Here is a 14,566-nt window from a genome sequence, read left to right on the forward strand (position 1 = left end):
GGCCCTATCAGGGGCGGGATCGCGGCAGGTCAGCGGCCGTGGCCGGGGCCGGGTCCGACCAAAGGCGTAAGGGACGCCTCAGGGCCGGTTCGGGATGATCTCCGATGGTCGCCGGGCCCGTCTGCGACGAGCTTGGAGGCATGAGGGGATTGCTCGTCAGTGGATTCGCGGCCATCGGCGCGGGCAGCGCCGCCATGCTCGCGCTGCACGCAGGTTCGGACCTGGACCCGCTGCGCAGCGTGATCAGCGAGTACGCCTTCCAGCCCGCGGGCTGGCTGCTGACGGCGTCGCTGACGTCGTTGGCCGCCGGCAGTGTGCTGATCGCCGAGGCGCTGCGCCGGGCGGGCGCCGGCCGCTGGGTCGTGGTGCTGCTGCTGGCGTGGGCGGCGAGCATGTTCCTGATCGGCGCCTTCCCGACCGACCGGCCAGGCGTGCCGCTGTCGCTGTCGGGCGGCATCCACCGCTACGCCGCCTTCGCCGCGTTCGCGGTGATGCCGATCGCGGGCCTGCTGCTGGCCCGCGCCCGGATCCGGTACGCCGGCGCGGTGCGCGTCCTCAGCGGCGTCGCCCTGGCCGCGCTCGTGCTGGTCGTGATCCCGTACGTGGTGCGCATGGCCGGCCTCCCGCCGGCCGACGACGACATCCCGGCGGGGCTGACCCAGCGGATCGTCGTGGTGACCGAGCTGGGCGTGCTGGCGCTGGCCGGGTTGTCGATGCTCAGGCCGGCTCGCCGCGCGGTCCCCGGCCTGGCGCAGGCGTGAAAGCCGCCGCCGGGGATAGGGGGAGCCCATGACGATACTGATCGCGTATGACGGTTCCGACGACGCCAAGACGGCGATCACCTTCGCCGGGCAGATGTTCCGCGGCAGGGACGCGGTCGTGCTGACGGTGTGGGAACGGGTGGCGATGACCGCGGCGAGGGCCTCGGCCGGCCTCATGGTGGCGCTCGACCAGACCGGCGCGGAGGACGCGGCGATCGAGCGCGCGATGACCGAGCTGTCCCAGCAGGGAGCCGAGCTCGCCCGCCAGGCCGGTCTGGACGCGCAGCCGCGCTGCGACGTCAACTCCGTGGCGGTCTGGTCCACGATCGTGGACGTGGCCGACGAGCTGGACGCCGAATTGATCGTGACCGGCACCAGGGGGCTGGGCGGGGTGCGCTCGCTGCTGCTCGGCAGCACGTCCGACCGGGTGCTGCACCACGCGCACCGGCCCGTCCTGGTGGTGCCCGGACCGGACAAGGACACCTGACCGTTCACCTCCCCGTTGCCGCCCGCTCGGGACGAATGCGGCAAAGTAGGTCCTCCTAGGTGAAAGAGGAGGCGGGGGCTTGCGCGACGAGCTGGCGCGGCGGCTCGGCACCACCGACGCGGTGGTCGTCGGGCTGAGCGCGATGATCGGCGCGGGGGTGTTCGCCGCGTTCGCGCCGGCCGCCGCCGCGGCGCACGAATGGCTGCTGCTCTCGCTGGCCCTGGCCGCCGTCGTGGCGTACTGCAACGCCACCTCCTCGGCCCGCCTGGCCGCCGTCCACCCCGAGTCGGGCGGCACGTACGTCTACGGCCGCCGCCGGCTCGGCCCCCTGTGGGGCTACCTGGCGGGCTGGGGCTTCACCGTCGGCAAGACGGCCTCGTGCGCGGCGATGGCGCTCACGTTCGCCGTCTACGTCGCCCCCGGACACGAACGCCCGGTGGCCGTCGCCGCCGTCGCCGCGCTGACGCTGCTCAACCTGTTCGGCGTGCAGCGCTCGGCCGGCCTGGCGCGGGTGATCGTGACGTTCGTGCTGGTCGTGCTCGCCGCCGTGATCGTCGCCGGGCTGTTCGGCGACGACCGCGTCACCTTCGGCTGGTTCGCCCACGAGCCCTTCCCCGCCCCCGTCACCGCCTGGGACGTGCTGCAGGGCGGCGGCCTGCTCTTCTTCGCCTTCGCCGGGTACGCCAGGATCGCCACGCTCGGCGAGGAGGTCCGCGACCCCGCCCGCACCATCCCCCGGGCCATCGGCATCGCGCTCGGCGTCACGCTCGTCGTCTACCTGCTGGTCGCCCTGGCCGCGCTGCGCGCGCTCAAGCCGGAGCCGCTGGCCCGCTCCACCGCGCCGCTGGCCGACGTGGTGCGCGAGGCCGGGGCCGGGTGGCTCGCGCCGGTCGTGCAGGCCGGCGCGGCGGTGGCGGCGCTCGGCGCGCTGCTCGCGCTGCTGCTCGGCGTCTCCCGCACGGTGCTGGCCATGGCCAGGGAGCGCGACCTGCCCGGGGTGCTGGCCGCCGTGGACCCGGTGCGGCAGGTGCCCCGCCGGGCCGAGGCGGCGGTCGGCGTCGCGGTGATCGTGCTGCTGCTGGTGGCCGACCTGCGCGAGGCGATCGGCTTCTCGTCGTTCGGGGTGCTCGTCTACTACGGCATCGCGAACGCCTCCGCGCTCACGCTCGGCCGCGAGGAGGGCGCGCCGCCGCGCGCCGTGCCGGTGCTGGGGCTGGTGCTCTGCCTGACGCTGGCCGCCACGCTGCCCGCCGCCTCGGTGCTGGCCGGTCTCGCCGTCTTCGCCGCCGGGCTGGCGATTTATCTGGTACGCCGCCGCCCCCTGCGGCGGCTACCATGAACGCCATGACGACGTGCGCGCTGATGACGGCCCCCTAGGGGCTCACTTCCGCATGTCGAGGCCCTGCTAGCCGGGGCCTCTCGTCGTGCCGGGGCCCACGGGAGGCATCCGATGTACATCACGACGACCATCCCCTACGTCAACGCCCGGCCCCATCTCGGCCACGCGCTGGAGCTCGTCCAGGCCGACGTGCTGGCCCGCCACCATCGGCGGCGCGGCGAGCCCGTACGGTTCCAGACCGGCACCGACGACAACTCGCTGAAGAACGTGCTGGCCGCCGAGGCCGAGGGCGTGCCGGTGCGGGAGCTGGTGGACCGCAACGCCGCCGCCTTCGAGGGCCTGCGCGGCCCGCTCGACCTGTCGTTCGACTCCTTCATCAGGACGAGCGCCCACCCCGGCCACCGCCCCGGCGTCGAGCGCATCTGGCAGGCCACCGCGCACGACCTCTACACCCGTCACTACGAGGGCCTCTACTGCGTGGGCTGCGAGCAGTTCTACCCGCAGGGCCCCTGCCCTGACGGGCACGAGGCGCCGCTGCAGCCGGTGTCCGAGGTGAACTGGTTCTTCCGGCTCTCCCGCTACCGGGACGCCCTGCTCGACCTCATCGGCGGCGGGCGGCTGCGCGTCGAGCCCGCGGCGCGGCGCAACGAGGTGCTCGCGTTCCTGCGGGCCGGGCTGGACGACATCAGCGTCTCCCGCTCGGCCGCGCGGGCACGCGGCTGGGGCATCCCGGTGCCCGGCGACCCCGGCCAGGTCGTCTACGTCTGGTGGGACGCGCTGGCCAACTACGTGACCGCGCTCGGCGGCGGCGACTACGAGCGCTGGTGGGAGCGCGAGCCGCGCAAGGTCCACCTCGTGGGCAAGGGCGTGATCCGCTTCCACGCGGTGTACTGGCCGGCGATGTTGTTGTCGCCCGGGCTGCCGCTGCCGTCGGCGATCGTCGTGCACGACTACCTCACCGCGAACGGCCGCAAGATCAGCAAGTCGTCGGGGAACGCCGCCGACCCCGTGGCGCTCGTGGACGCGTACGGGGTGGACGCCGTGCGGTGGTGGCTGCTGCGCGAGGTGCCGCGCGTGGGGGACGCCGATTTCACCGAGGCGCGCCTGGTCACCAGGGCCGACGAGGACCTCGCCGGCGGCCTCGGGAACCTGGTCAGCCGGGTGGCCGCCATGGTCTGCCGGTTCCTGGACGGCCATGTGCCCCCGCCGGGCGAGCCGCCGGCCGACGTGGCGGAGGCGGTGCACGAGGCGCTGGCGGACTTCGACTTCCGGCGGGCGGCCGGGGCCGTCCGGCGGCTCGTGGACGAGGCCAACAAGTACGTCGAGCTCACCCGCCCCTGGCAGCAGGACACCGCCGGGCGGGAACGGTCGCTCGGCACGCTGGTGCACACCTGCCGGGCGCTGGCCGTTCAGCTGGAGCCCTTTCTGCCGACGGCGGCGGCGCGGGTGGCGGCGGCGGTGGGCGGCACCCGGCTGTCCCGCCCTGAACCGCTGTTCCCGCGCCTGAGCACGCCGGCCGTCAGTGGGCGGCGTCCAGGCGGGAGCGCTGGTCCTGGCTGAGCTCCAGGTCCACGGCGGCGAGGTTCTCCTCCAACTGGGTCACCGACGACGCCCCGGCCAGCGGGATGATCGGGAACGGGCCGCCCATCTGCCAGGCCAGCACCACCTGGTTCACGCTCGCCCCGCACTCCCGCGCGACCTGGCGCAGCACCTCCAGCCGGGCCGGAGTGCCGGGGTGGTCGTAGTCGGGGGGCAGCGGCTTGTCCTGCCTGACGTACGCGCCGGCCAGCAACGGCGAGTAGGCCACCAGCGTGAGGTCCGGCTCGGCCCGCAGGTAGCTCAGCAGTTCGGGGCCGGCGTGCCCGAGGCTGCCGTCCTGGAAGAGCGGGCTGGGCACGTCGGAGCGCGGACGCAGGTGACTGTGCTGGTACTGCAGCACCTCGTAGCCGGGCAGCCCCGCCGCCGCGGCCAGGGCGCGCGCGCGTTCCACCCGCCAGATCGCGTGGTTGCTCGCTCCGAGCAGCCCCACCGTGCCCTCGGCCACCAGCTCGCCGAAGGCCCCGACCGTCTCGGCCAGGGGAACCGTACGGTCCTCGATGTGCGCGTAGAGCAGGTCGATCCGCTCGACGCCGAGCCGTTCGCGGCTGCGTTCGGCGGACTCCCGGATCACCTTCGCGGACAGTCCCTCGCCGTTGTCGACGTAGCCGGTGCCGGGCGCGAGCGGCCGTGCGCCCACCTTGGTGGCGATCACGAGCTCGTCACGGACGCCCCGGCTGCGCAGCCAGCGCCCGAGCAGGTCCTCGCTCTGCCCGCCCTGGCCGCCGTCGACCCAGAAGGCGTAGTTGTCGGAGGTGTCGATGAACGTCCCGCCCGCCTCGACATAGCGGTCGAGGACGGCGAAAGACGTCCGCTCGTCGGTCACGGAACCGAACAGCATCGCGCCGAGGGCCAGTGCGCTCACCTCGCGCCGCGTCGCCGGGTCGGTGCCGATCGTCCGGTACTTCATGGTGTCGCTCCCATCCCGGCCCATGTCCGCGGGCCGTGACAGGAGTCTGGTCGCTGGAGTGGACTCCAGGTCAAGCAGGTCGGGGGGCCGCGGGACGGAGGAGTGACGCGGCGAAGGTCTGGACGAGGCGCATGATCAGCGCTTCGAGGAGCATGAGGGCGGCCTTGGCGAGCAGCGAGGCCAGAAACTCGGACAACTCTCTACCTCACAGGTCAGAACTACTGTTGCGACCATACTTTGGCACAAAGTTGTACAAATGGGTACCGGCTTTGTGTCCAGACGGTGAACTGTCGCTGACGCTCCGGACACGAAAGATCCATTTGACGGTTTTGGTACGCCTCTGGGGGCCTCGTTGACGGCGATCAACGCGACGCCTAAGTTTGCCAACAGGCCGGATGGTACGGAGGTGAGGGCATGCCGACCGTGGAGACCGTACGCGGCCCCGTCGACGTCGGCGAGCTCGGGCAGACGCTCATGCACGAGCACGTCTTCGTGGTGGCCACCGAACACCTCGACAACTACGGCCGGGGCGCCTGGTGGGACGAGGAGTTCCGGGTCGCCGACGCCGTCGCCAAGCTCAACGCGGTGGCGGCGAAGGGAGTGCGGACGATCGCCGACCCGACGGTGTGGGGCCTCGGCCGCTACATCCCGCGCATCCAGCGGATCGCCGAGCAGGTGCCGGGCCTCAACATCATCGCCGCCACCGGCATCTACGCCTTCGAGGAGCTGCCCCACCAGTACCGCTTCCGCGGGCCCGGCACGGTCTTCGACGGCCCCGACCCGATGGTGGACGACTTCGTCCGCGACCTGACCGAGGGCATCGCCGACACCGGCGTGAAGGCGGCGTTCCTCAAGTGCGTGGTCGAGGAGAAGGGCCTCACGCCCGGGGTCGAGCGCATCTGCCGGGCCGTGGCGCAGGCCCACGTGCGCACCGGGGCGCCGATCACCGTCCACACCAACTCCCACGCCAAAACGGCGCCGCTCGCGCTCGACCTGTTCGCCAAGGAGGGCGTCGACCTGACGAAGGTGGTCGTCGGGCACGCCGGCGACAGCAACGACGTCGACTACCTCATGCGCCTGGCCGACACCGGCGCCGTCCTCGGCATGGACCGCTTCGGCCTCGACGTCTACAACCCGGGCGAGCGGCGCGTGGCCACCATCGCCGAGCTGTGCCGGCGCGGGTACGCCGACCGCATGGTCCTCAGCCACGACACCGCCTGCTTCATGGACTACTACGGCGGCGCCTGGGACGATAGCCGCTCCACCCTGCTGCCCAACTGGCGCTACGATCACATCCACGACGACGTCTTGGCCGCACTGCGCGACTCCGGCGTGACCGATGACCAGATCGAGCAGATGCTGGTGTTCAACCCGAAGCGCTACTTCTCGTAAAGTGGGGGTCGGGACAGCGACGCGGGTGGGTGGAACTGGGTGACTTCGGAGCAGGCCTTGTCGATCAGCCTCGGGCTCCAGGGACCCTGCGTCATCGCGCGGTTGACGGGGGATTTCGACTTCGGCTCCGCCGCGGAGGTGCGCGACCGCGTCACCAAGGCCCTCGATCTCACCCAGCCCCCGTTGCTCGTCATCGACATGCAGGCGGTCAGCGTCTGCGACTCCTCGGGCCTGTCCGTGCTGGTCTACCTGCACAAGGCGGTCACCGCCTCCGGCGGGCGGCTGCTGCTGTCGGGGCTCAACGGCCGCTGCAAGCACCTGTTCGCGATCACCGCGCTCGACAAGTTCTTCGACATCCGCAGCACGGCCGAGCTGGCCATCGCCGAACTCAACGAAGCAGGGAATTCGCCGCCGTTCAGTGGGTAGTGCGGGTGCATGCCGGCCGACGAGCCCGATCTGCTCGGCATGTATTTGGAGCAGATCGGCAGGACCCCCCTGCTCACCGCCGCGGACGAGGTGGACCTCGCCCGGCGCATCGAGGCAGGTCTGTACGCGCGCCATCTCGTCGATCGCGGCGAGGGCACCCCTGAGCTCGAAGCCCTCGTCCGCGACGGGCGGCAGGCCAAGGACCTGCTCATCCGCGCCAACCTGCGGCTGGTGGTCGCCGCCGCCAGGCGCTACGCCCACCGCGGGCTGCCGCTGCTCGACCTCATCCAGGAGGGCAACCTCGGGCTGATCAGGGCGGTGGAGAAGTTCGACTACCGGCGCGGTTACAAGTTCTCCACGTACGGGATGTGGTGGATCCGGCAGGCGATCGAGCGCGGCATCCACGACAAGGGCCGCACCGTCCGGCTTCCGGTGCACGTGGGGGAGGAGCTGTCGCGGCTGCTCAGGATCGAGCGGCGGCTCGGCGTCGTCCTCGGGCGCGACCCGACGGACGACGAGCTGGCCACGGCCGCCGAACGCTCGCCCGCGCAGGTCGCGGTCTTACGCCGGCTCGCCCAGGACGTCGTCAGCCTGGACATCCCGGTCGGGGAGAACGGCGACGGCCGGATCGGTGACATGATCGCCGACGACGACGGGCCGCAGGTGCACGAGGTGGCCGAGCGGCGGCTGCTCGGCGAGGAGCTGCGGCGGCTGCTCATGGACCTGCCGCCGCGGGAGGCGTACGTGATCAGGCTCAGGTACGGGCTGGCCGGGCGGGAGGCGGAGAGCTACGCGCAGATCGCGGCGCGGCTGGGCCTGACGAGAGAACGCATCCGGCAGTTGGAGAAGCAGGGCCTGAAACGGCTCAAGGAGGGCAGCCCGCTGCTCGCGTGGGCGTCGTGAGGGGCTGCCTGGGGGAATAAGGCGGATATAAGTAGATAACCGTTCCATATCAGTCGGCGCGTGGGAAATTACGCTTTCTCCGACATTTTGCTAAATGTCGAATACCGGTCGCGGCCAACAGGGGGAAGCGACCGCGTCGAACTGGGGGAAATATGGTTAAAAGCCTGGCCGGAACGGTCTTAGTCGCCGCTGCCGCAGCCTCGCTCATGGCGGCGCCCGCCGCCGCGTCGGCGGAATCGTCCGGCCTGACGGCCACCACCGCATCGGCTCAGCTCATCCGCACCAAGGTGTATTTCGGCCGCTGCCGCGACACCTGCCAGATCAGGGTCCGCATCAGGAACGTCTCGCGGACCAACATCTTCGACGTCCGGCTCAACGCCCGCCTCAGGATCAACGGCAGGAATGTGGGCACCTGCTACGACCACGTCGGCAGCATCAGGGCCAAGAGGACGAAGTGGGCCTCCTGCACCGTGCGCTCCCGGAGCCTGTCCAACGCCTACAACCGGTACCTGGACGGCTTCGCCGACTTCAACCAGTACGTGAACACGACCGTCAACTACCGGTACTACCGCTGAGAACCGGCGAAGGGGCCGGCGGACGGCCGGCCCCTTCGTTCGTACGGTGCTCAGATGGTGCTTGTTCGGTGTTCAGAGAGTGCTCATTGGGTGACGAGGAGCGCTACCCCGATCAGCACCACGACCGGGACCAGCCACATCACAAGCTCTTGGGCGAACTCCTTGTACATCGTCGTCAGTCTCCTCTGAAACGCCCATGCGGGCACCGCAAACGTCAATGGCAGCATAGCCGCCCTTACCTGCTGTTCCGTCCCTGGTATCAGACCGTGACCGCTCCGTCGGAGGCGGAGCCGACCGTGGTGACGTACTTGGCGAGCACGCCGCGCTCGACCACCCGCTCCGGCCGCCGCCACGCGGCCCGCCGCTCGGCCAGCTCGGCCTCCGGCACCAGCACGTCGAGCGTGCCGGCCGCGCTGTCGATCACCACCGGGTCGCCGTCGCGCACCAGCGCGATCGGCCCCCCGTGGTACGCCTCGGGCGCCACGTGACCGATCACCAGCCCGTGCGAGACGCCGCTGAAGCGGCCGTCGGTGACCAGCGCCACCGAGCTGCCGAGACCCCGGCCGACCAGCGGGCCGGTGATCGAGAGCATCTCGCGCATGCCGGGGCCGCCGGCCGGGCCCTCGTAGCGGACCACGATGACGTCGCCCGGCACGATGCGGCCGTCCATGATGGCGGTGTAGCAGTCGTTCTCCGAGTCGAAGACCCTGGCGGGGCCCTCGTGGCGGAAGTCGTCCTTGCCGCCCAGCTTGAGCACGCAGCCGTCCGGCGCGAGCGAGCCGCGCAGGATCGCCAGCGCGCCGCGCTGCTTGAACGGCTTGTCCGCGCTCGCCACGACCTGCTGCCCCGGCGTCTCCCGCGCGCCGGCGGCCACGTCGGCGAGGGTGCGGCCGTCCACCAGCGTGACGTTCTCGCGCAGCAGCCCGGCCTCCAGCAGGCGGCGCACCACCAGCGAGGTGCCGCCGGCCCGCCACAGGTCGAGCGCCGTGGCGTCGCCGCCGCTGGGCTTCAGCCCCGTGATGATCGGGACCTGGCGGCAGACCTCGCCGATCCGGTCGATCTCCAGTGGCAGCCCGGCCTCGCGGGCGATGGCCAGCAGGTGCAGCACCGCGTTCGTGGAGCCGCCCATGGCCGCCACCGAGACGATCGCGTTGTGCAGGGCGTCTTCGGTGAGCACCCGCGACGGGCGGGCGTCGCGGGCGAGCGCCTCCATGGCGATCTCGCCCACGCGGCGCGCCGCGGCGTCCTTCTCCTCCGCCACCGCCGGGATGTCCCCGATGCCGAACGGCGCCAGGCCCAGGAAGTCGGCGACCGCGCCCATGGTGTTGGCGGTGTACTGGGCGGCGCACGTGCCGGCGCCGGGGCAGGCGTGCCGGGCCAGGTCGTCCAGGTCGGCCTGATCCATCCGGCCCACCTCGCGCTCGCCGAGCGCCTCCCACATGTCCTGGATCGTGACGTCGCGCCCCCGCCAGCGGCCCGGCATCATGCTGCCGCTGTAGAGGACGACCGACGGCACGTCCAGCCGGGCCAGCGCCATGATCGCCGCGGGCACCGTCTTGTCGCAGCCGACGATGGCCACCAGCGCGTCGAAGCCGTGCGCGCGGCCCATGAGCTCGATCGAGTCGGCGATGACCTCGCGACTGATCAGGGAGGTGCGCATGCCGGGGGTGTGCATGGTGAGGTTGTCGGAGACGGCGATGGTGTTGAACTCCATCGGCGTCCCGCCCGCCGCGCGCACGCCCTCGGCCACCTGGGCGGCCAGCTGGCGGTGGTTCAGGTTGCACGGCATGGTGCCGGTCCAGGTGGAGGCGATGCCGACCACGGGCCGGCGCATCTCCTCATCCGTCATGCCCATGGCGTACAGATGGGAGCGGGCCGGTGCGCGGTCGGGGTCGTCGGCGATGCTCAAAGGGGCTCCTCCGGTGTACGGGTCCTGGACCTCAATGATCCATCGACCGCTTCCGCACCCCGCGTCCGGGGCTTCCTGGACAATGCCTGCCATGCCGCATTTCACATGCGCTTCCTGTGACAGGCCCGTCACCCCGCGGCTCGTGGATGTCCCCCTGCCGCCACCGGTTCCGCCGGCGGAGACACCCGGCGACAGAGTCCGGCCCCCTCGGATGCCGCGCGGGACGTACGCCCGCAACACCCGTGGGAACGAGTGGGTCCACGAGCCGATCGGGTTCGTGATCCACCCGGAGGACCTGGTGGGGGCCGAGCCCCACCCCGATCCCGGTCGGCGGAGCGGGTGCCACGGCCTCGACGGGCTCGACGGCCCCAACCTGGTATGCGGGGGATGCGGTCAGGAGCTCGGCACACGACAGGCCGACTGCTTCACGCAGAACCACGTCACTCTCGACTTCGCCGCGGTGAAGCGGTCGTTCACCGGTGATTGAGGTCACTGTTCGCGCAGGCCCCACGGGGAGCCGTACTCGACCAACAGGTCCAGGAACGGGCGGGGCTCGAACGCCTCGGGGCCGAGCACGCCGGCGCCCTTCCAGACGCCTTCGGCCATCAGCTCCAGGGCGGCCACCGGGTTGACGGCGGTCTGCCAGACCACGGCCTGTGAGCCGTACTCGCGCATCGACCACTCGTTGTCGACCACGTGGTAGAGGTACACCTCGCGCGGGCGGCCGTCCTTGACGCCCTTCACCCAGGTGCCGGCGCAGGTCTTGCCGCGCATGCGGTCGCCCAGCTCCGCCGGGTCGGGCAGCACGGCGGCCACCACGTCACGCGGCGACACCTTGGCGGTGCCCTGGTCGGTGCGGACGGCGACCGGCTCGGTGCGGTCCACGCCGAGCGCGTGCAGGGTCTTCAGGGTGCCGATGAACTCCTCGCCGAGGCCGTACTTGAAGGTCACCCGCTGGGCCGGGATCCACCGCGGCACCAGCACGACCTCCTCGTGCTCGACGTTCACGCACTCCACGGGGCCGATCCCGTCGGGGAAGTCGAAGACCTCCGGCTCGCTGAACGGCTCGGTGGTGTACCAGCCGCGGTCCTTCTCGTAGATCAGCGGCGGGTTCAGGCACTCCTCGATGGTGGTCCAGATGGAGAACGACGGCGCGAAGTCGTAGCCCTCGACGGTCAGGTTGGCGCCGTCCCTGATGCCGATCTCCTCGATCTCGTCGAAGAGCTCGTCGGCGGCGTAGCGGGCGAACACGTCGGCGAGGCCCGGCTCCACGCCCATGCCGACCAGAGCCAGCCGGCCCCGGTTGACCCATTCGGCCGTCCGGGCGAACTGCTCGTCCCCGAGCTTGATCCCGACCTTCTGGTACGGCCGGTCGGGGTGCGGCTTCGACATCGACAGCGCCATGTCGAGGTAGTCGGCGTCGGCCGCCAGCGCCGCGTCGAACAACGGCAGCACGAAACGCGGGTCGGTGGCGTTCAGCAGCACGTCGCAGCGGTGCTCGCGGAGCGTCGCGGTGACGGCCTCCTCGTCGGCCGCGTCGAGCCTGACGGGGGTGAAGCGGTGGGCCTTGTCGCCGAGCGCGGCGACGGCCGCCTTGGCGCGGGGGAGGTCGTAGTCGGCGACGACCATGTGCTCGAAGAACGGGCGGCGTGCGGCGATCCGGGTGATGGCGGTGCCGACCCCGCCCGCTCCCACAAGAAGGATGCGCATGACGATAAATCCCCTTATATGCAGGTTTCGGGGGGTGTGTCATCCATCCAATGCCAGTAGACTGATCAACGTCAATGGCGTTGGCATAAGGAGGCGGGCCCATGGCCAAGCGGGTGGTGCCGGAGTCGGACCGCCGGCGGCGGCGTCCGACCAAGCAGGGGCAGGTGCTCACGCACGGGCTCATCGTCGAGACCGCGCTGCGGATGTTGCGCGAGCACGGCGCCGACGGGCTGACCGCGCGCCGCCTCGGCCTCGCGCTCGGCGCGGACGCCAGCACCGTCTACCGCTACTTCCGCGGCATGGACGACCTGATCCTGGCGATCGCCGACGAGCTGTTCGGGCACGCGATGGCCGACTGGCGGCCCACCGGCGACTGGCGCGCCGACCTGCGGGATCTCGGGTTGCGGATCCACCACGCCTATCTGGCGCACCCGCAGGCCGCCGTGCTGACCGCGAGCCGGGTGACCGGGCGGCCGAACGAGGTGGCCAGCGACGAGACGATCCTCGGCGTCCTGCGCGGGGCCGGGTTCCCCGACGCCGACGCGGTGCGGATCTACCACGCCTTCATCGACCAGAGCCTGGCCTTCGCCATCCTCGACGCCGCCACGCTGGCCCTGCCGAAGACCGCGCGGGAGGCCGACGAGGAGGTGTGGCGCGACACGTACGCGCGGCTGCCGGCCGAGACCCATCCGAACATCGCCGCCACCGCGCCGCTGCTGGTGGCCCGGATGAACGACAGCGCCTACCCCACCGCGCTCGACATGCTGCTCAGCAGCGCCGCCGCCCAGCTGCGCGCGGTGGACGCGTGACGACGGTCAGGGACGCCGTCGGGCGAGTCGCTTGCCGAGGCCGGCCAGCGACTCGTCGGCCATGAGCGCGGGCAGGCGGGGCGCGTCCTCGTCGATCTGGCGCAACACCGCCGGCTGGTCGCCGCAGTAGCGGGTCCAGGCCCGTACGACCTCCGGCACGGCTGCGATCGCGGCCTCCGACAGGATCGCCTCCCGGGGCAGCCACGACGTCAGGAACTGCGAGACGCGCGCCGGGCTCCACCACAGCGGCCGGTCGCCGAGGAACTCCGCGAGCTTGTCGAACGCCTCCCGCGCCCCCGGCAGATCGGGCACCTCCTCGAAGCGGTCCACGGTGTCGTCGGGCGCCCCGCGCACGAGCCCCGGCACCGCCAGCGCGCGGGCCGTCGCCAGCGGCCGGACGCCCGGCAGCGTGTCGGCGACCGCCGCCCCCATGATCTGCTCGCCCAGCTCGAACGCGTCGAGGACGCGGCCCGCGACCACGCCGGGCTCGGCCGGGCGCAGCCCCAGCTCGTCGAGGAACGTCGTCTCCTCCACCAGCGCGTCCACGGCCAGGCCGCCCTGGGGCTGGCCGAGGCCGACGACGAGGATGTGGGGCTCCTTGCCGTTCTCGTAGCGGAACGACAGGACGGCCAGGACCTGCTCGCCGTAGGGGTCGGCCTTGCCGTACCAGCCGCCCTCGCAGGTCACCCGGCCCATCCGGTGCACCCAGCCGGGCAGGGTCCGCGCCGCGTCGGCGGCGTCGGCGCCGCCGACCGCGGCCAGGGCGGCGAGGGTCAGGCGCGCCTCCTGGCCGCCGTCGTCGCGCAGCCGGCCCAGGAACGGCTCCGCCTGCCCGCTCTCCTCCAGCTCGGCCGTGAGCCGGGCCGCCCACAGCTCGGTGCGCAGCGGAGAACGCCACCTGAGCAGGTCACGCGCCTGGGCGATCACGGTGTCGAACGCTGGTGTGCTCACCCTCCGACCGTATCGCCCGCGGGGGAGGCGTCCGCGCCACCCTGACGGAAGTCCTCGGCGACCTCGGTCATGCGGGTCAGGAAACGTTCGGCGGCGGCGAGGTCGCCGGGGGCGAACTCGTCCAGCGCGGCGAGCACACGATCGCCGAGGCCGCCCCAGTACTCCTGCCAGGCGGCGAGCGCCGGCGCGGACGGGACGACGCGGACGCGGCGGCGGTCGCGGTCGTCGCGCACGCGGTGGAGATGGCCGTCGCGCTCCATCCGGTCGACCAGGGCGGTCACCGAGGCCGACGGCAACCGCAGCAGCGCGCCCAGCCGGCCGGGCGTGATCGGGTCGCCGGCGGTGTGCGCCTCGACCGCGGCCAGCAGCGCCGCGCCCTCGAAGCCGTGCAGGCCGTAGCGATGGTCGAAGTCCTCGCCGAGCCGGGCGAAGGCGACCGTCATGGTCCTGAGGCGATCGGCCAGGCGGCCCTTGTCGACGTTCACGACGCCAGCTTATTCTCTCGAAAACGAAGATATTCCGATTTGGAGAGAAATGGATCAGTGGCGTGCGACGGGCGCCCGCGGCGAGGCGGTCTTGTTCGACATGCTCGACGGCCTCCCCGTGCGCAACGTCTTCGGGGTGAGCGACCCCGACGTGCACCGCATCGGTGACCGGTGGGTGATGTTCCTGGGCGGCTTCACCACCCGCCTGCGCGTCTCCCTCTTCGCCGCCGCCCTCCCGCCGGGAGCCCCGCTGTCGGACGATCGATGGGCCCTGCTGACCGACCCCCGCCGGCCGCGCCGCGCCGTGCCGCTC

The 14,566-nt window shown here is 72.0% G+C and carries 16 protein-coding genes and 1 pseudogene; 11 read left to right on the forward strand and 6 right to left on the reverse strand.

The window, feature by feature from the left end; genetic code table 11:
* Positions 1-140: 140 nt before the first annotated feature.
* From C1J01_RS36985 to metG, 4 genes are all read left to right on the forward strand, one after another.
* Positions 141-761, forward strand: coding sequence for a DUF998 domain-containing protein (locus tag C1J01_RS36985; RefSeq protein ID WP_181449178.1), 621 nt, complete (start codon positions 141-143; stop codon positions 759-761).
* Positions 762-789: 28 nt separating this feature from the next.
* Positions 790-1,248 carry a universal stress protein gene (locus C1J01_RS36990; protein WP_111183618.1) on the forward strand — a complete coding sequence of 153 codons (459 nt, stop codon included), beginning with the start codon at positions 790-792 and terminating at the stop codon, positions 1,246-1,248.
* Between the two features lie 79 nt (positions 1,249-1,327).
* Complete coding sequence (locus tag C1J01_RS36995; protein ID WP_268958777.1) at positions 1,328-2,587, forward strand: APC family permease; 1,260 nt, start codon at positions 1,328-1,330, stop codon at positions 2,585-2,587.
* A 111-nt stretch (positions 2,588-2,698) separates the two neighbouring features.
* Positions 2,699-4,147, forward strand: coding sequence for a methionine--tRNA ligase (metG, locus tag C1J01_RS37000; protein WP_111183619.1), 1,449 nt, complete (start codon positions 2,699-2,701; stop codon positions 4,145-4,147).
* Here metG and C1J01_RS37005 read toward each other — a convergent pair.
* Complete coding sequence (locus C1J01_RS37005; protein ID WP_111183620.1) at positions 4,107-5,093, reverse strand: aldo/keto reductase; 987 nt, start codon at positions 5,091-5,093, stop codon at positions 4,107-4,109. The two genes, metG and C1J01_RS37005, sit on opposite strands and share 41 nt — an antisense overlap.
* Positions 5,094-5,163: 70 nt before the next feature.
* Entirely contained in the window at positions 5,164-5,289 is a 126-nt protein-coding gene (locus C1J01_RS53285) for a hypothetical protein (RefSeq protein WP_268958778.1), read from the reverse strand.
* Between the two features lie 218 nt (positions 5,290-5,507).
* On the opposite strand from C1J01_RS53285, the gene C1J01_RS37010 reads away from it, so the two are divergent.
* The 4 genes from C1J01_RS37010 (at position 5,508) to C1J01_RS37025 (ending at position 8,389) form a co-directional block, all read left to right on the forward strand.
* Positions 5,508-6,485, forward strand: a complete 978-nt coding sequence (locus C1J01_RS37010; protein ID WP_111183621.1) for a phosphotriesterase family protein — start codon at positions 5,508-5,510, stop codon at positions 6,483-6,485.
* A 39-nt stretch (positions 6,486-6,524) separates the two neighbouring features.
* Positions 6,525-6,911 (forward strand): STAS domain-containing protein, encoded by a 387-nt coding sequence (locus C1J01_RS37015; RefSeq protein ID WP_111183622.1) that lies wholly within the window; start codon positions 6,525-6,527, stop codon positions 6,909-6,911.
* A 9-nt stretch (positions 6,912-6,920) separates the two neighbouring features.
* Positions 6,921-7,814, forward strand: a complete 894-nt coding sequence (locus C1J01_RS37020) for a sigma-70 family RNA polymerase sigma factor (RefSeq protein WP_111183623.1) — start codon at positions 6,921-6,923, stop codon at positions 7,812-7,814.
* Between the two features lie 206 nt (positions 7,815-8,020).
* The gene (locus C1J01_RS37025; RefSeq protein WP_111183624.1) at positions 8,021-8,389 is read left to right on the forward strand and encodes a hypothetical protein; all 369 of its coding nucleotides are present in this window, start codon (positions 8,021-8,023) and stop codon (positions 8,387-8,389) included.
* A gap of 259 nt (positions 8,390-8,648) precedes the next feature.
* Here C1J01_RS37025 and ilvD read toward each other — a convergent pair whose 3' ends face one another.
* A complete protein-coding gene (ilvD, locus tag C1J01_RS37030; RefSeq protein ID WP_111183625.1) occupies positions 8,649-10,298 on the reverse strand; it encodes a dihydroxy-acid dehydratase in 1,650 nt (549 codons plus the stop codon).
* Between the two features lie 211 nt (positions 10,299-10,509).
* On the opposite strand from ilvD, the gene C1J01_RS37035 reads away from it, so the two are divergent.
* Positions 10,510-10,785 (forward strand): hypothetical protein, encoded by a 276-nt coding sequence (locus tag C1J01_RS37035; protein ID WP_111183626.1) that lies wholly within the window; start codon positions 10,510-10,512, stop codon positions 10,783-10,785.
* A 2-nt stretch (positions 10,786-10,787) separates the two neighbouring features.
* On the opposite strand, the gene C1J01_RS37040 is transcribed toward C1J01_RS37035, so the two are convergent.
* A complete protein-coding gene (locus C1J01_RS37040; protein WP_111183627.1) occupies positions 10,788-12,008 on the reverse strand; it encodes a saccharopine dehydrogenase family protein in 1,221 nt (406 codons plus the stop codon).
* Positions 12,009-12,109: 101 nt separating this feature from the next.
* On the opposite strand from C1J01_RS37040, the gene C1J01_RS37045 reads away from it, so the two are divergent.
* Positions 12,110-12,817, forward strand: a complete 708-nt coding sequence (locus C1J01_RS37045; protein ID WP_111183628.1) for a TetR/AcrR family transcriptional regulator — start codon at positions 12,110-12,112, stop codon at positions 12,815-12,817.
* A gap of 6 nt (positions 12,818-12,823) precedes the next feature.
* Here C1J01_RS37045 and C1J01_RS37050 read toward each other — a convergent pair whose 3' ends face one another.
* Both C1J01_RS37050 and C1J01_RS37055 read right to left on the reverse strand, forming a co-directional pair.
* The gene (locus C1J01_RS37050; protein ID WP_111183629.1) at positions 12,824-13,768 is read right to left on the reverse strand and encodes a hypothetical protein; all 945 of its coding nucleotides are present in this window, start codon (positions 13,766-13,768) and stop codon (positions 12,824-12,826) included.
* On the reverse strand, positions 13,765-14,253 hold the full coding sequence (locus C1J01_RS37055) for a MarR family transcriptional regulator (RefSeq protein WP_235854917.1): 489 nt from the start codon (positions 14,251-14,253) through the stop codon (positions 13,765-13,767). The genes C1J01_RS37050 and C1J01_RS37055 overlap by 4 nt, the downstream gene beginning before the upstream one ends.
* Before the next feature lie 49 nt (positions 14,254-14,302).
* On the opposite strand from C1J01_RS37055, the pseudogene C1J01_RS37060 reads away from it, so the two are divergent.
* Positions 14,303-14,566: pseudogene (locus tag C1J01_RS37060) on the forward strand (hypothetical protein); the annotation flags it as partial.

This window comes from Nonomuraea aridisoli, from assembly GCF_003236395.1.
GTDB classification, from domain to species: Bacteria; Actinomycetota; Actinomycetes; order Streptosporangiales; family Streptosporangiaceae; genus Nonomuraea; species Nonomuraea aridisoli.